At 63.0% G+C, this 20388-nt stretch carries 18 protein-coding genes; 5 read left to right on the top strand and 13 right to left on the bottom strand.

Annotated features, from left to right (window positions below):
• The first annotated feature begins 100 nt into the window (after window positions 1-100).
• Window positions 101-487 (top strand): lactoylglutathione lyase, encoded by a 387-nt coding sequence (gene gloA / locus PQQ95_RS03905; protein ID WP_408435063.1) that lies wholly within the window; start codon window positions 101-103, stop codon window positions 485-487.
• 27 nt (window positions 488-514) lie between these two features.
• The gene (locus PQQ95_RS03900; protein WP_408435062.1) at window positions 515-913 is read left to right on the top strand and encodes a hypothetical protein; all 399 of its coding nucleotides are present in this window, start codon (window positions 515-517) and stop codon (window positions 911-913) included.
• Window positions 914-1038: 125 nt separating this feature from the next.
• Here the strand turns inward: PQQ95_RS03900 and PQQ95_RS03895 are convergent, their stop codons facing one another.
• From PQQ95_RS03895 to PQQ95_RS03855, 9 genes are all read right to left on the bottom strand, one after another.
• Window positions 1039-1929 (bottom strand): M48 family metallopeptidase, encoded by an 891-nt coding sequence (locus PQQ95_RS03895; RefSeq protein WP_408435060.1) that lies wholly within the window; start codon window positions 1927-1929, stop codon window positions 1039-1041.
• Between the two features lie 44 nt (window positions 1930-1973).
• Window positions 1974-2732, bottom strand: a complete 759-nt coding sequence (locus PQQ95_RS03890; RefSeq protein WP_408435058.1) for a lysophospholipid acyltransferase family protein — start codon at window positions 2730-2732, stop codon at window positions 1974-1976.
• Between the two features lie 40 nt (window positions 2733-2772).
• The gene (gene gmhB / locus PQQ95_RS03885) at window positions 2773-3327 is read right to left on the bottom strand and encodes a D-glycero-beta-D-manno-heptose 1,7-bisphosphate 7-phosphatase (RefSeq protein ID WP_408435056.1); all 555 of its coding nucleotides are present in this window, start codon (window positions 3325-3327) and stop codon (window positions 2773-2775) included.
• Between the two features lie 10 nt (window positions 3328-3337).
• The gene (gene glyS, locus PQQ95_RS03880; protein WP_408435055.1) at window positions 3338-5437 is read right to left on the bottom strand and encodes a glycine--tRNA ligase subunit beta; all 2100 of its coding nucleotides are present in this window, start codon (window positions 5435-5437) and stop codon (window positions 3338-3340) included.
• Window positions 5438-5452: 15 nt separating this feature from the next.
• A complete protein-coding gene (glyQ, locus tag PQQ95_RS03875; protein ID WP_408435336.1) occupies window positions 5453-6460 on the bottom strand; it encodes a glycine--tRNA ligase subunit alpha in 1008 nt (335 codons plus the stop codon).
• Window positions 6461-6675: 215 nt separating this feature from the next.
• Window positions 6676-7527, bottom strand: a complete 852-nt coding sequence (locus tag PQQ95_RS03870; protein ID WP_408435053.1) for an FkbM family methyltransferase — start codon at window positions 7525-7527, stop codon at window positions 6676-6678.
• A 161-nt stretch (window positions 7528-7688) separates the two neighbouring features.
• Window positions 7689-9299 (bottom strand): FMN-binding glutamate synthase family protein, encoded by a 1611-nt coding sequence (locus tag PQQ95_RS03865; RefSeq protein ID WP_408435051.1) that lies wholly within the window; start codon window positions 9297-9299, stop codon window positions 7689-7691.
• Window positions 9300-9525: 226 nt separating this feature from the next.
• Window positions 9526-10671 carry a tRNA 2-thiouridine(34) synthase MnmA gene (mnmA, locus tag PQQ95_RS03860; protein ID WP_408435049.1) on the bottom strand — a complete coding sequence of 382 codons (1146 nt, stop codon included), beginning with the start codon at window positions 10669-10671 and terminating at the stop codon, window positions 9526-9528.
• A gap of 143 nt (window positions 10672-10814) precedes the next feature.
• Window positions 10815-11297: an NUDIX hydrolase gene (locus PQQ95_RS03855; protein ID WP_408435047.1), complete on the bottom strand. Its 483-nt coding sequence runs from the start codon at window positions 11295-11297 to the stop codon at window positions 10815-10817.
• Window positions 11298-11616: 319 nt separating this feature from the next.
• On the opposite strand from PQQ95_RS03855, the gene PQQ95_RS03850 reads away from it, so the two are divergent.
• Genes PQQ95_RS03850 through PQQ95_RS03840 form a run of 3 tightly spaced genes read left to right on the top strand, consistent with a single transcriptional unit; the run spans window position 11617 to window position 14552 of the window.
• Window positions 11617-12759, top strand: coding sequence for a Re/Si-specific NAD(P)(+) transhydrogenase subunit alpha (locus tag PQQ95_RS03850; RefSeq protein ID WP_408435045.1), 1143 nt, complete (start codon window positions 11617-11619; stop codon window positions 12757-12759).
• 12 nt (window positions 12760-12771) lie between these two features.
• Complete coding sequence (locus tag PQQ95_RS03845; RefSeq protein ID WP_012431753.1) at window positions 12772-13098, top strand: NAD(P) transhydrogenase subunit alpha part 2; 327 nt, start codon at window positions 12772-12774, stop codon at window positions 13096-13098.
• On the top strand, window positions 13098-14552 hold the full coding sequence (locus PQQ95_RS03840) for an NAD(P)(+) transhydrogenase (Re/Si-specific) subunit beta (protein ID WP_408435043.1): 1455 nt from the start codon (window positions 13098-13100) through the stop codon (window positions 14550-14552). Before PQQ95_RS03845 ends, PQQ95_RS03840 begins: the two co-directional genes overlap by 1 nt.
• Window positions 14553-14672: 120 nt before the next feature.
• Here the strand turns inward: PQQ95_RS03840 and PQQ95_RS03835 are convergent, their stop codons facing one another.
• From PQQ95_RS03835 to PQQ95_RS03820, 4 genes are all read right to left on the bottom strand, one after another.
• The gene (locus PQQ95_RS03835; protein WP_408435041.1) at window positions 14673-15413 is read right to left on the bottom strand and encodes a helix-turn-helix transcriptional regulator; all 741 of its coding nucleotides are present in this window, start codon (window positions 15411-15413) and stop codon (window positions 14673-14675) included.
• A gap of 67 nt (window positions 15414-15480) precedes the next feature.
• Window positions 15481-15864, bottom strand: a complete 384-nt coding sequence (locus PQQ95_RS03830; RefSeq protein WP_408435039.1) for a VOC family protein — start codon at window positions 15862-15864, stop codon at window positions 15481-15483.
• A 270-nt stretch (window positions 15865-16134) separates the two neighbouring features.
• The gene (locus PQQ95_RS03825; protein ID WP_408435037.1) at window positions 16135-17430 is read right to left on the bottom strand and encodes a THUMP domain-containing class I SAM-dependent RNA methyltransferase; all 1296 of its coding nucleotides are present in this window, start codon (window positions 17428-17430) and stop codon (window positions 16135-16137) included.
• Window positions 17431-17460: 30 nt separating this feature from the next.
• Entirely contained in the window at window positions 17461-19596 is a 2136-nt protein-coding gene (locus PQQ95_RS03820; RefSeq protein ID WP_408435036.1) for a site-specific recombinase, read from the bottom strand.
• Window positions 19597-20388 lie beyond the last annotated feature (792 nt).

Genomic DNA, 20388 nt, shown 5'->3' with positions numbered 1-20388 from the left:
ACGGGTGCGCCGCGCGTTTCGCAGCGTGTGGCGCACTCTGCAGCGCAGCGTGATTCCGGGTACATTGTCGTTCTCGACATCACGCACCAAGGAGTACACGATGCGCCTGCTTCACACCATGCTCCGGGTCGGCGACCTGGACCGTTCGATTGCCTTCTACACCGAAATACTCGGTATGAAATTGCTGCGCCGCGATGACTATCCGGAGGGCAAGTTCACACTTGCATTTGTCGGCTACGAAGACGAACGCAACGGCACCGTTCTCGAACTCACGCACAATTGGGACACGCCGTCGTATGAACTCGGCACCGGCTTCGGGCACCTCGCCGTCGAAGTCGACGACGCCTACGCGACCTGCGACAAAATCAAGGCACAAGGCGGTAAGGTTGTGCGCGAAGCCGGCCCGATGAAGCACGGCACCACCGTGATCGCTTTCGTCGAAGACCCGGACGGCTACAAGATCGAATTTATTCAGAAGAAAAAGTGACGTTAGCGGCCGGGGCAAGGACTGGTAATGAATAACAGCAATCCCTACTTCAAAGAACTTGGCGACATCCACGTCGAAATCCAGGCTTTGTTCGACGGCTCCGCGGATCCCGGCGCGCTGGACCGCATCATGGCGCGCTTCGCTCCGCAATTCACGCTGGTCATGCCGTCCGGTCTCGCGCTGGACAACGCAGGCCTGCGTGAGATTTTTGCGAAGCTGAACGGTGCGCGTCCCGGCTCGCAGATCACCATTCGCGATATGGAAATCGTGTCCGAGTATCCGTCGGGTGCGGTGGTGAAATATCGCGAGTATCAACGCGACGACACGGGCAATGCGAACGTGCGGCGCTCGACAGCGGTGATGGATCTCGACGCGCATGGCAAGGTGACGTGGCGTCACTTGCAGGAAACCTTCTGCTCGGAGTGAACCGCGGGTTTCAGTGCGGGTTTCGGAAGGCCGGCGCTTCAGGCTGAGGCGCCGGTTTCATGGCTCAAGGCTTTAAGACTTCAAGGCCGAAGTCTTAAAGCAGGGCCGGCGACGACCCAAAGGCTTTAAAGCGTCGGCAGCAATTCCGGCGGATGCGACTTCAACGTCTGCCGCGCTTCGCGGAATTCCGGAAAAATCGATTCAACCGTCTCCCAGAAGCGCGGACTATGATTCATCTCGCGCAGATGCGCGAGTTCGTGCGCGACGACGTAATCGATGATCGACAGCGGGAAGTGAATCAGCCGCCAGTTGAGGCGGATTTTGCCATCGCTCGAACAACTGCCCCAACGTGTGGCGGCCGAAGAGAGCGCGTACGCGCGATAGTTGACCCCCAGTTTCTCCGCGTAGATCGCGAGGCGCTCGCCGAACAGGCGCTTTGCTTCGCCCTGCAGCCACCCTTGCACCCGATCCTTGATCTGCTGCGGGTCCGCTTGCAACGGCAGCGGCACTTGCAGTGCGGCTTCATCCGCATTGAACGCAAGCGTGCCTTGCGGCGCACCGAGCTTCACGCGCACCGGCTGGCCGAGATACGGCACTTCCGCACCATCTTTCCAGTCGACCTTGGGCAGCGCGCGCTGTTCGACGCGCGTTTGCCATTCGATCAGCTTCGTAAAAATCCAGCGTTGCTTTTCGGTGATCGCGGTTTCGATATCGGCGAGCGTGACCCAGCGTGGTGCGGTAATCATCAGGCCGGTGCTGTCGATCGCAAAGCCGATCGAGCGGCGTGCCGAGCGCTTGAGGACATAGTGAAGCGTGCGCGAACCGATGGTGAGGCTGCGCAGCTTGGTGCCGTCCGGCGCGAGCGGCACGGCCGGCTGCTGCCCGCTCTGCGTGTCTGCTGAAGGTGCGGAGGGTGTTGGGGACGACGACGTCGACCCCGGCTCGGCGAAGAGCGGGAGATCGAGCTGCCGGTTATCGAGCGCCGCAGCGGGCTGCGACGTAGGAGACTTCTGCATCGGATTCGGCTTCGCGCAAATGCGCCTTCGAGGGCGCGGGCGCGTCAGATTGGTGCGGCGGCGGAGGTGCTTTCCGCCGCGCGGTACGCAGTAGGATCGATGCGACGCATTTCAGCTTCGATCCACTGTTCGACGCGCGTGTTCACTTCATCGGGCGTGAGCCCCGTCGTGTCAATCGGCTTGCCGATCGACACTGTGACTATACCCGCATATTTGAGAAACGAGTTGCGCGGCCACACACGTCCGGCGTTGTGCGCGATCGGCACGACCGGCGCGCCGGTGGCCACCGCGAAACGCGCGCCACCGGTTTTGTACTTGCCTTGCTTGCCGGTCGGCGTACGCGTGCCTTCCGGAAACATGATCACCCAGGCGCCTTCGGCCATGCGCTGCTTGCCTTGCTTGATGACCGATTCGAACGCGTATTTACCTTCCTTGCGGTCGATGTGGACCATCTTCAGCAAGCCGAGCGCCCAGCCGAAAAACGGCACATACAGCAGCTCGCGCTTGAACACGTAGCACAACGGCCGCGGCATCAGCGCCGGAAACGCCAGCGTTTCCCAGGCTGATTGATGTTTCGACAGCAGCACGGCCGGACCGTTGGGAAGGTTCTCAAAACCCTCGATCTCGTAGCGGATGCCGTTCAGCCTGCGCACTGTCTGGAGCGTGGCGCGGCACCAGCCGGCCGCCATCCAGTAGCGATTGTCGGCGCGCATGAACGGAAACGCGATGAAGCACGCGGTCGCGTACGGCACCGTGAAGAGCACGAAGTAGATCAGCAGCAGCAACGAACGAATGAAGCGCATCGGCGTGGTCGGTGAGGGTTGGGGACGCGCGCGGCGCGCATCACTCTTGAGCGTCGGAAAGGAAGTCGAGTGCGAACGCGCGCAGGTCGTCGTGCACGCGTGTGCCTTCCGGCAGGCCGCCGGCGGCGAGCGTCTTACGGCCCTTGCCGGTCAGCACCAGATGCGTCGGATGGCCGAGCGACGCTCCCGCCTGCAGGTCGCGCATTGCGTCGCCGACCACCGGCGTATTGTGCGGATCGACTTCGAAACGTTCGGCGATCATCTTCAGCATGCCGGGCTTCGGCTTGCGGCATTCGCAGTGATCTTGTGCCGTATGCGGGCAGAAGAACACCGCGTCGATGCGCCCGCCGACTGCCGCCGCCACGCGATGCATTTTCAGATGCATCGCATTGAGCGCGTTCATGTCGAAGAGACCGCGGCCGATGCCCGACTGGTTGGTGGCGATCGCCACGCGATAACCCGCCTGGTTCAGCCGCGCGATTGCTTCGAGCGAACCGGGCAGGGCGACCCATTCGTCCGGCGACTTGATGAACGCGTCGGAATCGACGTTGATCACGCCGTCGCGGTCGAGGATCACCACTTTTTTTGTCGGCATGGCGCGGGGCTCAGGCGGCGAGTCGGGAAATGTCGGCGACGCAATTCATCTGCTGATGCAGTGCGCCGAGCAAAGCCAGACGGTTGGCGCGCAACGCCGGATCTTCGGCGTTGACCATCACGTCGTTGAAGAACGTGTCGACCGGTTCGCGCAACGCGGCAAGCGCGGTGAGTGCGCCCGTGTAGTCGCGCACGGCGAGTTGCGATTGCACACGTGGTGCGACCTGTTCAAGCTGCGCATGCAAGGTTTTTTCGGCTGCTTCAACGAGCAACGTGACTTGAACGCCGCCGGTCGTGGCGCTTTCCGATTTCTTCAGGATGTTCGAAATGCGCTTGTTGGCAGCCGCGAGCGATGCCGCTTCCGGCAGCGCCGCGAATTCGCGCACCGCGTCCAGACGCGCGACGATGTCGTCGAGGCGCGTGGGGTTCAGTGCCAGCACCGCATCGATTTCACCCGGCGCGTAGCCACGTTCACGCAGCAGACCGCGCAGGCGGTCCATGCTGAATTCGTAGATTGCCTGCGTCGAATCGGCGACGCCCGGTACGGCAGCGAATTGAGCATAAGCGGTGCGCAGCAGTTCGACCAGATCGACCGGCAACTGCTTCTCGACCAGAATCCGCAGCACGCCGAGCGCATGACGGCGCAGCGCGAACGGGTCCTTCTCGCCGGTGGGTTGCAGGCCGATGCCCCAGATGCCGACCAGCGTTTCGAGCTTGTCGGCAAGCGCGACGACGGTGCCGGTTGCCGTAGTCGGCAAGGCGTCGCCGGAGAAACGCGGCTGATAATGTTCCGAGCATGCCAGCGCGACTTCTTCGGGCTCGCCGTCGTGGCGCGCGTAGTACGTGCCCATCGTGCCTTGCAACTCGGGGAATTCGCCGACCATGTCGGTGATCAGATCGGCCTTGGCGAGACGCGCGGCGCGCTTTGCGAGCGCGACATCCGCGCCGGTCAGCGAGGCGATTGCACCCGCCAGCGCCTCGACGCGTTCGACGCGTTGCAGCGCCGAACCCAGCTTGTTGTGATAGACGACGTTCGCGAGCAGCGGCACGCGCTCGGCGAGCGGCTTCTTCTTGTCCTGCTCGAAAAAGAACTTCGCATCGGCCAGACGCGGACGCACCACGCGCTCGTTGCCTTCGACGATATCGCCCGGCGTCTTCGTTTCGATGTTCGACACGATCAGGAAGCGCGAGCGCAGCTTGCCGTTCGCATCCGTCAACGCGAAGTATTTCTGGTTCGTCTGCATGGTCAGGATCAGGCATTCCTGCGGCACTTGCAGGAATTCGTCCTCGAAACGGCAGGCGTAGACCACCGGCCATTCGACCAGCGCGTTCACTTCGTCCAGCAGCGATTCCGGCATCACGACCTGGTCGCCGTCGGCTTGCGCGAGCAGATGCGTGCGGATCGTTTCCTTGCGGTCGGCGAAATTCGCAACCACGCGGCCCTTGTGCAACAGCGTGTCGGCGTACGCATCCGCGTGCTGGATCTGCACGAGTCCTTCGGACAGGAAGCGGTGGCCAAGCGTGGTGTCGTCGGCGTCGACGCCCAGTGCCGTGACCGGCACGACCTGTTCACCGTGCAAGGTGGTCAGACGATGTGCGGGGCGCACGAACTGCACACTGGTGCCGTCCGGGCGCTGATACGTCATCGGCTTCGGGATCGGCAGTTTGGCGATCGTTTCGTCGAGCGCGGCTTGCAGGCCTTCAGTGAGCGTGGCGCCCGGCGCGGCGTAGCGCAGGAAGAAGGCTTCGGCCTTGCCGTCCTGCGCGCGCTCCAGGTCGTTCACCGAAAAATCGGGGAAGCCGAGCGCGGCCAGTTTCTTGGCGAGCGGCGCGGTGGGCTGGCCGTCTTTATCCAGCGCGACGGAAACCGGCAGCACTTTTTCGCGCACGTGTTTTTCCGGCGCGACCGAACGCACGTTCCTGACCGTGACGGCGAGACGGCGCGGCGTGGCGTAACGTTCGAACGACAGTTCGCCTTCGATCAGGTCGCGCGCCGCGAGGCGCTGCGCAATGCCTTCGGCGAACGCATCGCCGAGACGCGCGAGCGCTTTCGGCGGCAGTTCTTCGGTCAGCAGTTCGACGAGCAGGGTAGCTTGATGGGGTTGAGTCATTTCTTGATGTTCTCGTCAGTCCGGATCGATCTTGCGTTCGATTTTCAGCGGCGGCGCCCATGCGGGCATCGCGGCATCCTGTGCGTCGGTCGTCAGACCGGGCACGCCGTGCACCGGGTTGCCGAGCATCGGGAAACCGAGCTTTTCGCGCGAGTCGTAGTAAGCCTGTGCAACCAGACGCGACAGCGCGCGAATCCGGCCGATATACGCCGCACGTTCTGTGACGGAGATCGCGCCGCGGGCGTCCAGCAGGTTGAATGTGTGGCCGGCCTTGAGGACCAGTTCATACGCGGGCAGCGCGATCTGCGCTTCGATCATGCGCTTGGCCTCCGCTTCGTAGCTGTTGAAGAACGTGAACAGCAGATCGACGTTCGCGTGCTCGAAGTTGTAGGTCGACTGTTCGACTTCGTTCTGGTGGTACACGTCGCCGTAAGTCAGGCGGCGCAGTTCCGGGCCGTTCGGACCGTGCTCTTCCCATTCGGTCCAGACCAGGTCGTAAACGTTCTCGACCTTCTGCAGATACATCGCGAGGCGTTCGAGACCGTAAGTGATTTCGCCCAGCACCGGCTTGCAATCCAGGCCGCCGACCTGCTGGAAGTAGGTGAACTGGGTCACTTCCATGCCGTTCAGCCACACTTCCCAGCCCAGACCCCAGGCGCCGAGCGTGGGATTTTCCCAGTCGTCTTCGACGAAGCGCACGTCGTTCTGCTTCAGGTCGAAGCCGAGTGCTTCGAGCGAGCCGAGGTACAGGTCGAGGATATTTTCCGGCGCCGGTTTCAGCACGACCTGGTACTGGTAGTAATGCTGCAGGCGGTTCGGGTTCTCGCCGTAGCGGCCGTCTTTCGGGCGGCGCGACGGCTGTACATAGGCGGCGCGCCACGGTTCCGGGCCGATTGCGCGCAGGAAAGTATGAACGTGGGACGTGCCCGCGCCGACTTCCATGTCGATCGGCTGGAGCAACGCGCAACCCTGCTTATCCCAGTAGGACTGCAGTGTCAGGATGATTTGCTGAAACGTGAGCATGAAGTGCCTTTCGGGCATAGGGCCGCGCCGCAAACGCCGAAGCGTGCGAGGTGGCCGTGGAGCGAAGTGCTAAACCGTAGATTTTAACGGAAAGGGAGGGGGGTGTCCGTTTTGCGGGGGTGAGCGGACCTCGATGCGCCCTTCAAATGACAAAAGGCCGCTTCAGGCGGCCGATGTTCGTTCGTTTTGCGGGCGGTGTGAGGGTGTCCCGTCCGCTAACTGCTCAAGCTCATCAACGCATGCGTCGCGCAATCCGCGTCCGTCACCTCGGCAAACCCCTCGATCTCGATCTCCAGTTCTCCGGGCAGCGCGAGCATATTGCACGACAGCAGGCTGCCGTAGATATTCTCCACGCGCCCAAAGAAATTCCCCGGATTGAATAAGGGCGGCAAATGCCACCACAGCCTGTATTCCTTCGACCACAACCATTCGATCAACGCCTGTGACTGATCGAGCCGGTCGTTCTCTACGTAAATCACCGGCCGCGAGCGGGCGATGGTTTCCTCCGCGCCTAGCAGCGCGTTCAGCTCGAACCCTTGCACGTCGAGTTTCAGCAACCCAACGGTATGCGAACGCAGTACGTCGTCCAGCCGCACGCACGGAACCGGGATCGTGTTCGCGGCGGCCTTTGTTTGCATCGCCACGCCGCCGAAGTTGCCTGGCGCCTCATAATCGGGCTGCGCAAAATGCAGGGTCCCTGCACTTGCCCCACATGCATACGGCCACACGAGCGCGTTACGCACGCCATTGGCCGCGAGATTCGCGCAGAGGTTCTGGAAGATCACCGGCTGCGGCTCGAACGCGACGATCACCCGGCGGCGCGCCTGCGCCTCACGCGCCAACGGAATGGTATGCACGCCGATATTCGCGCCGACTTCCACGACGATACCCGGCCGCACCAGCAACTGCCGCAACACAGCGGACTCGAGTTCGCTGCATTCACCGTATTCGATGAGGGCGCGGCCGAGATAGAAGTCGTTTGGATTGGCGAGCATCCAGCCGTGGCGGGTCTGGACGAGTTGCGTATGCTCGCCGAGCGGCAGCGAAACGGAAGAGGGGGTAACCATGAACATTGCGCGGGGAAAAGACCACGCAAATGTACGGTTCGCCACTGGACTTGTATATAAGACAAGCTCTTAAGGATTCTTATTTTTGCTGCAAGAACTTGCCGTCACCATCCAGGACTCCGAGACGACCGGCCCACTGACCGATCGCCGTCACAATCCGATTACGTCGCGGCCAGTTCCACTTTCGGCGCAAACGAATCGATTTGCGCCATAGGCCAATACTTCTCGTACAGCGTGTAGCGATAGTTGCCGTTCAGCAGATCGTTCGGATCGAGATACTTCAGCAACTCGGACATCAACTGCACCTCATGCGACGACACGCGCCGCACGATGTGATGCGCGCGCAATTCCGCCGGATGCTTGAGCCCTGCGGCCTGAATGATTTCCTTCAGCGCATGCAGCGTGTTGTGATGGAAGTTGAACACGCGATCGGCCTTGTCCGGCACGACCAAAGCACGCTGACGCACCGGATCCTGCGTCGCGACGCCGGTCGGGCAGCGGCCGGTGTGGCAGGTCTGCGCCTGAATACAACCCACCGCGAACATGAAGCCACGCGCCGCGTTGACCCAGTCCGCGCCGATCGCCAGCGTCTTGGTGATGTCGAATGCGGTAATCATCTTGCCGCTCGCGCCGATGCGAATGCGCTGACGCAAGCCGATCCCGACCAGCGTGTTGTGCACCAGCAGCAGGCCTTCCTGCAACGGCACGCCGACGTGATCGGTGAATTCCAATGGCGCGGCGCCCGTACCGCCCTCCGCACCGTCGACCACGATGAAGTCCGGCAGAATGCCCGTCTCAAGCATGGCTTTCGCAATGCCGAAGAATTCCCACGGATGCCCGATGCACAGTTTGAACCCGGTCGGCTTGCCGCCGGACAGCGTGCGCAAACGGTCGACGAATTCGAGCAGGCCGCGCGGCGACGAGAATTCGGAGTGGGTGGCGGGCGAAATGCAATCGCGGCCCATCGGCACGCCGCGCGTTTCCGCAATCTCCGGCGTGATCTTCGCGGCCGGCAGCACGCCGCCGTGACCGGGCTTCGCGCCTTGCGAGAGCTTCACTTCGATCATCTTCACTTGCGGCTCGGCGGCCTGCTTCGCGAACTTTTCCGCGCTGAAGGTGCCGTCGTCGTTGCGGCAGCCGAAGTAGCCCGAAGCGATTTCCCAGATGATGTCGCCGCCATGCTCGCGGTGGTATTTCGACATCGAGCCTTCGCCCGTGTCGTGCGCGAAGTTGCCTTTCTTCGCGCCGAGGTTCAGCGCCATGATCGCATTCGCCGACAGCGAGCCGAAGCTCATCGCGGAGACGTTGAAGATCGACATCGAGTACGGCTGCGCGCGGTCCGGGCCGACGACGATACGGAAGTCGTGGCTGTCGAGCGTGGTGGGCGCGAGCGAGTGGCTGATCCATTCGTGCGCGACGGCTTTCACGTCGAGCTCGGTGCCGTACGGGCGGCTATCCACGTCGTTCTTCGCGCGCTGATAGACGATGCTGCGTTGCGCACGCGAGAACGGTTTCTCTTCGGTATCGTCTTCGACGAAATACTGGCGGATTTCCGGGCGGATGAATTCGAACAGGAAGCGGAAGTGGCCCCACAGCGGATAGTTGCGCAGAATCGCGTGCCGTTCCTGGTTCAGGTCGAACAGGCCGAGCGCGACGAGCGCCACCGGCACGATGATCCAGAGCCACGAAATGTGATGCGTCGCGGCAAACAGCGCGCAGGCTGCGAGCAGAATGACTGCGCACCACATCGCCAGATAACGTCGAGAAAACATGGGGACTCCAGTGCAGTGAGGATCGTCGCGGCGGGATCGTCGACGCTGTCGGCGCAGACGGAGTCTGCCGCGAGGGGAACGAACACCTGTTTGTTATCGTGAAGCTAGCTGCGGCTTGAAGGTGACGCGTATGGGTGAAGCGTGAAGTCTGAACCTTGAAGATGAGGCATGCAGGTAAACCGCGTGCGGCGGCGCCAAAGCGTTGCCGCACGATCGGACTCAGGGCTCAACGGGCGGTGAGCAAGGCTGCCTGTTGTGGCTGGCGCGCCGCTGGCTGCCCGGTCGCCGCATGTTCGATGATGCCGCCACCGAGGCACACGTCGCCATCGTAGAGCACCGCAGATTGCCCCGGTGTGACAGCCCATTGCGCGGCGTCGAAATTCAGCTCGAAAAGGCCTTCGCCGACACCGGCCGTGCTAAAGGAGCATGCTGCGTCCGCCTGCCGGTAACGGGTTTTCGCGCCGCACGCGAAACCTTCGGCCGGCGGTTCGCCCGCCACCCAGCTCGTATTGCCGGCGGAGAGCGTATGGCTCAGCAGCCACGGATGCTCGTGGCCTTGCGCGACATACAGCGTGTTCGACGCAATATCTTTGCCGGCGACGAACCACGGCTCGCCGCTGCCGTCCTTGCTGCCGCCGAGGCCGATACCCTTGCGCTGCCCGAACGTGTAGAAGGCGAGGCCGATGTGTTCGCCGATCACTTTGCCGTCGGTGGTTTTCATCGGGCCGGGTTGGGTCGGCAGATAGCGGTTCAGGAAGTCGCGGAACGGCCGTTCGCCGATGAAACAGATGCCGGTCGAATCTTTTTTCTTCGCATTCGGCAGCGCGATCTGTTCGGCGATCTCGCGGACTCTGGTTTTCGGAATCTCGCCGAGCGGGAATAGCGTCTTCGACAATTGCGCCTGATTCAGCCGATGCAGAAAATACGACTGGTCCTTCGTATGATCGAAGGCCTTCAGCAGTTCGAAGCGGCCGTTGTTCTCGCGCACCCGCGCATAGTGGCCGGTCGCGATGGTTTCCGCGCCGAGCGACATCGCGTGATCGAGAAAGGCTTTGAACTTGATCTCGGCGTTGCACAGCACGTCGGGATTCGGCGTGCGGCCGGCCGAGTATTCGCGCAGGAATTCGGCGAACACGCGGTCTTTGTATTCGGCGGCGAAGTTGACCGCTTCCACGTCGATGCCGATCAGGTCCGCGACCGAGACGACGTCGATCCAGTCCTGCCGCGTCGAGCAGTACTCGCTGTCGTCATCGTCTTCCCAGTTTTTCATGAACAGGCCGACCACGTCGTAGCCCTGTTCCTTCAGCAGCCACGCGGTAACCGACGAATCGACGCCGCCCGACATGCCTACTACGACTTTCTGCTTGCTCATAAGGTGCTCACTGGGTACTGCGTGACTTCATTGATCGTGGGTTGACTGTATTGCCCGGCCGGTTGCCTTGCCGCTTGTGGCGGATCAGCCTCGTTTACGACGGGTTAAGCCAGCGACGGCTCGTAAAGCCGGCTGCCGTCTGCTTATATCTGTTTATGCCCGACCGAATGCGTATGCACGAAGTCGAGCGGGAAACGCCGCCCCGCGAGGTAATCGTCGAGGCATTGCATCACGAGCGGCGTGCGATGCCGTTCGGGGCAGGCGCGCAATTCGTCGGCGCTCATCCACAGTGTGCGGACAATGTCGGGATCGAGCGCGCGCTCCGCATCCGCTTCGCCACTCGTGCCGCAATAGGTGAAGCGCAGATACGTCACACCCTCACTGCCGGGCCGCTCAAAATGTGTCATGTACATGCCGACCAGCGCCTCGGGCGCGAACGGATGCGCGGTTTCCTCGAGCGTTTCGCGGATAACCGCCTCCAGAAGCGTTTCGCCCGCCTCCAGATGGCCGGCGGGCTGATTCAGGCGCAGGCCGTCGGCGGTATGTTCCTCGACGACGAGAAAACGCCCGTCACGCTCGACGATGGCCGCAACGGTGACGTGCGGCAGCCAGGTTTCCGGTTTCATGGGTGCGCATTTTACCGTTTATGGGCCAGGGCTGCCGGGAAGCGGACGGCCGGGATGGACCGGCAGGGCCGCTGGCCTTGATTGGGCGGCAGGTGAGGCCGGCGGCGCGCACCTGCCGCGAAACGGCAGGCAACGCACGCATGGCGTTCCCGGCCCGCAAGCCACGAGGCGTCCGCCGGGCCAAGACCCCCGGATTGTCCCCGATTTCTGCGCACCCCCAGGTTTCGGTTAAAGTGACGCGGTTAGCCGTTGCACCTGCAAGCCGGCGTGCCTCGTCGGCAGCTCTGTCGTAAAACAGGAAGTCGAGGAGGAAAAAAAGATGCACATCGGAGTGCCAGCCGAGACGCGCGCGCACGAAACCCGCGTCGCCGCGACGCCCGAAACGGTCAAGAAGTATGTGACCCAGGGCCACCGGGTCACAGTCCAGAGCGGCGCCGGCACCGGCGCGAGCTTTCCTGACGATGCCTTTACAGCCGCCGGCGCCGAAATTGTCGACGCGGCCACTGCTTTTGGCGCAGATCTGGTCCTCAAGGTCCAGTCCCCGACCGATGCCGAGTTGCCGCTGCTCAAGCGCGGCGCGACGCTGGTCGGCATGCTCGATCCGTTTAATACCGAAAACTCATCAAAGCTGGCGGCTGCGGGCGTGACGGCGTTCGCCCTGGAAGCCGCGCCTAGAACCACCCGTGCGCAGAGCCTCGACGTTTTGAGCTCGCAGGCGAACATCGCGGGCTACAAGGCGGTTCTATTGGCCGCCACGCTCTATCCGCGCTTCATGCCGATGCTGATGACCGCGGCCGGCACCGTGAAGGCGGCCCGCGTGCTGATTCTCGGCGCAGGCGTGGCCGGTTTGCAGGCGATCGCGACCGCCAAGCGCCTCGGCGCGGTGATCGAAGCGTCGGACGTGCGGCCGGCGGTGAAAGAGCAGATCGAATCGCTCGGCGCCAAATTCCTCGACGTGCCCTACGAAACCGACGAGGAACGCGAAGCCGCGCAGGGCGTTGGCGGCTACGCGCGGCCGATGCCGCCTTCGTGGCTCACGCGCCAGTCGGCGCTGGTCCACGAGCGTGCCAAGCAGGCTGACGTGGTCATCTCGACCGCGCTGATTCCGGGCCGTGCCGCGCCGACGCTGATCTCGGTGGAAACCGTGCAGGCGATGAAACCCGGCTCCGTGCTGGTCGACCTCGCGGCAGGACGCGGCGCCGAATACGAAGGCCGTCGCGGCGGCAACTGTCCGCTGACCGAAGCGGACCAGGTCGTCACCCGGCACGGCGTGCAGATCGTCGGCTATACGAATCTGGCGTCGATGGTGCCCGCCGACGCGTCGTCGCTCTACGCACGCAACCTGCTCGACTTCCTCAAGCTGATCATCACCAAGGAAGGCGCCCTGAACATCGATCTTGCGGACGACATCGTCGCGGCCACGCTGCTGGCCCGTGACGGCGAAGTCACGCGTAAGGCATAGAGGAGAACGGCGATGGAAGTCATCAACCACACCGTCATCAACCTGATCATTTTCGTGCTGGCGATCTACGTCGGCTACCACGTTGTCTGGAACGTCACGCCCGCACTGCACACGCCGCTGATGGCCGTGACCAACGCGATCTCGGCGATCGTGATCGTCGGCGCGATGCTGGCGGCCGGTCTCACGCTGGGCACGCCGGGCAAGTTCTTCGGCACGCTGGCGGTCGCGCTCGCAGCGGTGAACGTGTTCGGCGGCTTTCTCGTGACGAGGCGAATGCTGGAGATGTTCCGCAAGAAAGAGCCGAAGAAGCTCCCCGCCGCTGCCAAGGAGAACGCGTAATGAGTCTGAACGTCGTCACGCTGCTTTATCTGGTCGCGTCGGTCTGCTTCATTCAGGCGCTCAAGGGGCTGTCGAATCCGAAGACGGCGCGCACCGGCAATACCTTCGGCATGGTCGGGATGGCCATCGCGATCCTCACTACGATTGCGCTGATCGTCAAACAGGCTGCCGGGCTTGGCTCCAATCTGGCGCTCGGCCTCGGCCTGCTGTTTGCCGCGCTGATTGTCGGCGGAGCGATCGGCGCGTTCGTGGCTGCGCGCGTCGAGATGACCAAGATGCCGGAACTGGTCGCGGCGATGCACTCGCTGATCGGTCTCGCCGCCGTCTGTATTGCGTATGCGGTGGTGTCGGAGCCGTCGGCGTTCGGCCTCGTCGATCCTGATAATCCGATTCCGGGCTTCCTGCCGTACGGCAATCGGGTCGAGCTGTTCATCGGCACGTTCGTCGGCGCGATTACGTTCTCCGGTTCGGTGATCGCGTTCGGCAAGCTGTCGGGCAAGTACAAGTTCCGGTTGTTCCAGGGCGCACCGGTCGTCTATGCGGGGCAGCATCTGATCAACCTGCTGCTTGCGATCGCGATGCTCGGCTTCGGCGTGATCTTCTTCCTCACGCAGTCGTGGCTGCCGTTCATCATCATGACGCTGATCGCGTTCGTGCTCGGTGTGCTGATCATCATTCCGATCGGCGGAGCGGATATGCCGGTGGTGGTGTCGATGCTCAACTCGTACTCGGGCTGGGCGGCGGCAGGCATCGGCTTCTCGCTGAACAATCCGATGCTGATCATCGCGGGCTCGCTGGTGGGCTCGTCGGGTGCGATCCTGTCGTACATCATGTGCCGGGCGATGAACCGTTCGTTCTTCAACGTGATTCTCGGCGGCTTCGGCAACGAGGCGGGGGCGGCTGCGGCGGGTGGCGCGGCGGAGCAGCGTCCGGTGAAATCCGGTTCGGCCGACGATGCGTCGTTCATGCTAGGCAATGCTGAAACCGTGGTGATCGTGCCGGGGTATGGTCTTGCCGTGGCGCGTGCGCAGCATGCGTTGAAGGAGCTGACCGACAAGCTGGTCGAGAAGGGTATCGAGGTGAAGTACGCGATTCACCCGGTGGCCGGGCGCATGCCGGGTCACATGAACGTGCTGCTCGCCGAAGCCGAAGTGCCGTACGACATGGTCTACGAAATGGACGATATCAACGGCGAATTCGGTCAGGTCGACGTGGTGCTGGTGCTCGGCGCGAACGACGTGGTGAATCCGGCGGCGAAGAACGATCCGAAGTCGCCGATTGCCGGTATGCCGATCATTGAGGCTTATAAGGCGCGTACGGTCATCGTGAACAAGCGGTCGATGGCGGCGGGTTACGCCGGTCTCGACAACGATCTGTTCTACATGGACAAGACGATGATGGTGTTCGGCGATGCGAAGAAGGTGATCGAGGATATGGTGAAGGCGGTGGAATAACGTGCCTCGGCGGTTCGCGGCTTGCCTGACGGCGGGCGGCGAACCGCCGGGCGTACTGCCGCCTCGCACCGGGAAGAGAAGCACTCGCGTCCCGTCACCACCGCGGCTTCGTCTGCATCCTTATCGCGGCTTCGCATTCACATGCCGCAGCAGGTCCGCCAACCGTCGTCCTTCCAGATCCGGGTACGGTTCGAGCACCTGAAGCGCCTGAATCTTTTCCAGCCCGAAATTGCGGAAATCGCTCCGTAATTCGCACCATGCGCCGAGCGTCCAGCGCGCTCCCCAATAAGCCAGTGCGAGCGGCCATACGCGCCGTTCGGTCGCTGCGCCGTTCACATCGGTATAGGCAAAGCTCACGACGTGCCGGGCGTCGATCGCGCGATGCAGGATATCCACCTTCGCTGAAAAATCCGCCTTGATGTGAAACGACGGCGCGAAGATCGCCAGACGTTCGAGCTTGGCGCGCTTGTCGGCGGGCATGGCCGAGGCGATCTTCGCCAACGCCCCACGCGCGCCGCTCGCGAAGCCCGCGCCGCCCCACGATTCGAGCATCCGCGCGCCTGCTGCGAGCGCGGCCAGTTCATCGGCGGTGAAGGTAAGCGGCGGCAGGCTCGCCGCGCGGCTCAACCGGTAGCCGATGCCCGCTTCGCCTTCAATGGGCACGCCCGACAATTGCAGATCGCGCACGTCGCGATAGACCGTGCGCAGGGAGATATTCAGCCAGTCGGCGAGTTGTTGCGCAGTGGTCAGACGCCGTCCGCGCAACAGTTCGGCGATCTGGAACAGGCGGTCGGCGCGGCGCGTCATCGTGGGCGTCTTGTAGAAAAGGACGGGGACAGTCCCGCGATGATAGCGCCGCATGCCGCGCTCCGGTCGGCGTTCTGCGGGGTGCCTGCTGGCCGCCGTGCTTACGTGCCGTTTTGCGTGTTCAACCGTTGGTCCGTGAATGCAGGCCGAGGCGGTTGCCTTCCGTGTCGGTGAAGAACGCAATGTAGCCGATGTCCTGCGGCAGCTTGATCACCGGACCATCGGTCTTGCCGCCGGCCTGTTCGACGCGGGCAAGCACGGCGTCCACGGTGGGTTGCGCGTTCAGATAGACGAGCACGCCGTCGTTGGTAGGCGTCATCGACGGGTTATGGACGATCGCGCCGCCGGTGGCCGGTTCCTCGTAGCCGAAGATAGCGATCGGCTGGCCGCCGATTTCCTGACGGTTCAGTTTGATGTCGAAGGTGGTTTCGTAAAAGCGGACAGCGCGGTCGAAATTGACGGACGGGATCTCGAACCATGCAACAACTTTGGATGATGCGGACATGACACTCTCCTGTGGATGGCGGTAGGCCGTGCAAAGCGCCGGATGGCGTGAGAAGGAGTGTGCAGGGGGGCTACTGACAGCGTAGTGTCAGTAGGGCGTGGCGGACGTCGCGAAAGGGCATGGTGGGCGCGGAGGACGAATCACGGAGGACAAATAAGTCGAGGTGGCAATGGATGAGACCCGACTCCCGTTGACTACCGAAGGTACCGGCGAAAAAAAACCGCGGACCAGTATCCGCGGTTTCTTTCGATGCTGTTGTTCAGCGCCGGATTAAGCGGCTGGCGTGTCGTTGTTCTGAGGCCGCTGGCGAACGCTGCCTGCGATCAGATCGAAGCGGAACAGCCGGCATTCGAGCGCGCCGTTGAAGAGCGGCGTCTTGGTCGATTCACGCAAACGCAGTTGGCCCGGCAGTTTGCGATCCGACGTCAGGATGAACGCGTGCCAGCCGGTGAAGCGCTGCTTCAGCGCATCGCCGAGGGACTGGAAAAACTCGCTGTCCGGTGCTTCTTCCTGGACACGGTGGAAGCTTTCGTCATCCCGGCCTTCGCGTGTGGCGCGGCCTTCGCGGATTTCGCCGCGCGCATTGCGGCCGCGCACTTCGATCCGCTCGCCATACGGCGGATTCGCGACGAGAATGCCCGGCTCAGCCGATGGCGCCGTCATGCCGCGCGCATCGACCTGCTTGAGCGGAATGGAAGGCAGACCGGCGCGCTGGAAGTTCGCCCGTGCCTTGTCGAGCATATCGCCGGAAATATCGCTGCCGAAGATTTGCAGGTCGGCGCGCGAGGTGCGCGCGGCATGCTTGGCGTCGAGCGCGGCGGCCTTCAGCGTTTGCCATGTCTTGGCGTCGAATTGCTTGAGTCTTTCGAAGCCGAAGCGGCGCTCCGCGCCCGGCGCGATATTCAGCGCCACTTGCGCGGCTTCCGCGAGGAAGGTGCCGCTGCCGCACATCGGGTCGTACAACGGCGTGCCCGCAGTCCAGCCAGTCAGACGCAGGATGCCCGCCGCGAGGTTCTCGCGCAGCGGCGCCGCGCCCTTGTCCAGCCGCCAGCCGCGCTTGAAGAGCGGATCGCCGGAGGTGTCGAGGTAGAGCGTGCATTCGGTGGCGGTGAGGAAGGCGAACACGCGCACGTCGGGCATGGCGGTGTCGATGTTCGGCCGCGCGCCGCTGACTTCACGCAGACGGTCGCAGATTGCGTCCTTGACCCGCAGCGTTGTGAATTCGAGGCTGCGCAGCGGCGACTTGATGGCGGTGACATCCACCCGCAGCGTCTCGTTCGCCGAGAACCACTGCTCCCAGCGCTGTTCGACCGCTAGCGCGTAGATGTCCTGCTCGCTGCGGTACGGCCGATGCGCGATTTTCAGCAGCACGCGGCTCGCGAGGCGCGAGTGCAGGTTGGCGGCCATGCCGGCGGCCCAGCCGCCGCGGAAATGCACACCGCCCGGCACTTGCGCGCCGGCCGCGAACGGCGCGCCGTTCAGGTGCTTCGCAGCGATTTCGGCGAGCTCGGTGGCGAGCGAGGCTTCAAGGCCGCGCGGACAGGGAAGGAAGAAATCGAAGGACATTGAGGTTGCCGGAAGGCGTTAGATAAGGCGCTATTGTACGCGGTCGGGGTGCGGCGCCGTTTTGGCCGGCCATACCAGTTCCAGCGGATGCCTGAACACCCGCTGCCAGATCGCGCCACGCAGCGAGCGCACGGCGTTGCGGCGCAAGTCGCGCGATTTCACCGCCATGTAGAAGGCGAGCGCGAAACTCACGGCCACGTTGAGGATCGCCATGCTGCCGACACCCGCGACCGCCCACCACAGCTCCGGCAACTTCAAGGCGTCCTTGCCGAGCACGCCGAGCGCGATGCCGATCGAGCCCGCGCTCAGCGTCACGTGACGCACCTCGAAGGTGAAGGCGAAGGCGGTGAGGATCGCCGGTACGAGCCCAAGCATCAGGCCGAGCGTGATATTGCCCACGACGCCCGCTACATTCGAGCGGCAAAACGCGGCGAGCCGGGCGGCGCCGGCCGCGCCGAGCGTCATGCGCAGACGCCGGTTATAGGCGAGCGCATCCGCCACGCGATGCAGGACGAACCAGTTGTCCGCCCAACCCGACAGCAAACTCGACGACCACAGCAGCACGCCGGTCAGCGCCGCGTAGAACGGCGTCGGCCCCGCCAGCGAGAACGAGTGCAGCGTGGCGTGCGCCTTCTCGGGCGAAATGATGTTGGCGTTGAACAGCGCGTGCCACAGCAACTGCACGGCGAAGCACACGGGAAACACCAGCAGCACGTTGCCGAGCACCGCGGCTGCCTGCGTGCGCATCAAGGCGGTCACCGAACTCACGAAGCTGTCGACGCCGGCCGGCGTGCCGGTGCCGTCGAGTTCGCGGGCGAGGGTGGGCGCGGTCATCGCCGGTTGCTTGGTGGCGAGCGAGAAATGCAGGAAGTGCATCAGCAGGAAGCTGGCCGCGTAGTTGATGCCGGCGAGCAGGCCTTCGAACATCGATTGCAGATGCGCGCCGGTGATGGCGAATTTCACGCAGACCGTGACGACGGTCACGAGTCCGCCGCCCGCCGCCATGCGCAGCATCTTCAGGTATTCGGCGCGATCGCGGGCGATGTAGTGTTCGCCGGTATCGGCGCTGTACTCGACGACCTTGCGCGCCAGCAACGAGAAATTGCTGCGCACCAGATGCGCGACGCTCTGGCTCGCGCGATTCGCGTCCACCAGTTCGGCGGCGAGCCGTGCGCCGGCGTGCGGATCGTCCTGCGCCATCCAGGCGTTCAGCAGATGCTCCGCGCGCACGATGCGCATGCGCATCCGCTCGACCTGGAACACGATATCGACACTGACGCCGTTGCGGTAGAGATGGGCGAAGACGTTGTCGGTGGCGCTGCGGCATTCGTCGAGCAGCAGGCGCAGATAGTTGACCTCATGCAGCAGCTTGTCTTGCGGGGCGCCGGCACTGACCGCCTGATGGGCTGCTTCGACGGCGAGCATGGCGCGCGTGAGCCGGTAGAACGGCTGCTTTTCCATAGCGACGCGTACGTCCCCGGGGTCACCGACGTCGACTTCGCCGAGACGGCTGCGGACAGTTTGCGACAGACCGGTCGAGCTGATCTGGCAGGTGAGGTTGTGCAGGGCGGCCAGCAGGTCAAGCGAGAACGGGGTGGTGTCGCGTGGTTCGCTGTCGTCCTGTTCGTAGTCGAAGAGGGCGCGGATACGGGTGAGCAGATCGGTTGGCAGATTGGCGATCCATTCGGCGTCGCGTTCCTGGCTGAACATCAGCGTGACGATCGCGCGCAGATCGCGCTGGTTTGGCGCGGGGGGAATCAGTGAGGCTTCGAGGCGCTCGAAGAGTGCGCCGAAGAAGCCTGAGTGCACGGGCATGCCCGCATCACAGAGAAGCGAGAGGCCGTCGCTTTCGCGCAGAAGCGCGCGGAGAATGCCCGCGACGTTGGACTTCCAGGCCGGGTTGCGGTCCAGTACGTGGAGCAGATAGCGGATTCTGGTGTGTGCTGGGGTTGAGCGTGATGGGGTGTCTGCTTCGATGTTATCGAGTTGTTCGGGGGGGACTACTGCGCGGCTGCGGTGGATCCAGTGGGCGAGTTCGATCAGCCATTCACTGCGGTCTGGATAAGGTGCCGTCTTGTCGGCGATTGCTAGTAGCGCGTCTAGCTGGTGGCCGCTGTCGCGGGAGGCGCGCCATTTCTTTAGGAGTCTTTTGATTGAGGTGAACATTTTGGGGTTTTTGCCCTACGGGGGTGGGTGCCTGTGGGGGCTGGGTTGTGTACCTGCGGTGCTAGCTTTTTTGTTGAGCTGGTTTATTTGGGTTTTCCCTTGCCTTGTTTGCTTGCGGTGTTGGCCTTTCCTTGAATTGCTAATGGTCTATTAGCGTTCGCCCCTGTGCGGGGCAGGCACTTACTTTCTTTGCCGCCGCAAAGAAAGATAAGCAAAGAAAGCGGCTCACACCGCCAGCTCATAAGCGGGGCCTCCGCACAGTTACGGTAGTGGTGCATCTGGAATCTGTGTTCTCGCACATTCGGCGGTAGTGACAAAGGTGTCATCAATTCCCACTCCGCACTGCGTGCGTCGCGGATGGGTATGCAAAGGAAACCAGCGGCATCGCTTGGAGATGGTGGGAGTCATCGGCTTCGCCTTGCCAACGTGCCTCTGCACTTATAAACAAATCCCCACTTCAAATGGAATGATGATGTGCAGCACTCGCACTCGCACTCGCACTCGCACTCGCAACCACTGCCACTGCCACTGCCACTGCCACTGCCACTGCCACTGCTACTGCTACTGCTACTGCCATTACGGTTGCGAAGCAATCACGAGTTTGGGAGATGGGTAAAACACGAAGGTCAAAACGTAGCGGGTGGTTTTAAGAAATGGGTTTCGGCGCGCGCAGCGTCGCTGGACGTATGACGGCTTTGTCACTGGCGCCGAATGTGCGAGGACACGGATTCCAGATGCACCACTATCCGTAGCGGACCACGGTACCCACTTAGCATTAGCGGTGTGAGCCGC

The organism is Paraburkholderia caffeinilytica, from assembly GCF_046030355.1.
Classification (GTDB): Bacteria; Pseudomonadota; Gammaproteobacteria; order Burkholderiales; family Burkholderiaceae; genus Paraburkholderia; species Paraburkholderia caffeinilytica_B.
The sequence above is the reverse complement of the archived record's forward strand: the minus strand, read 5'-3'. Positions and strand labels throughout refer to the sequence as shown.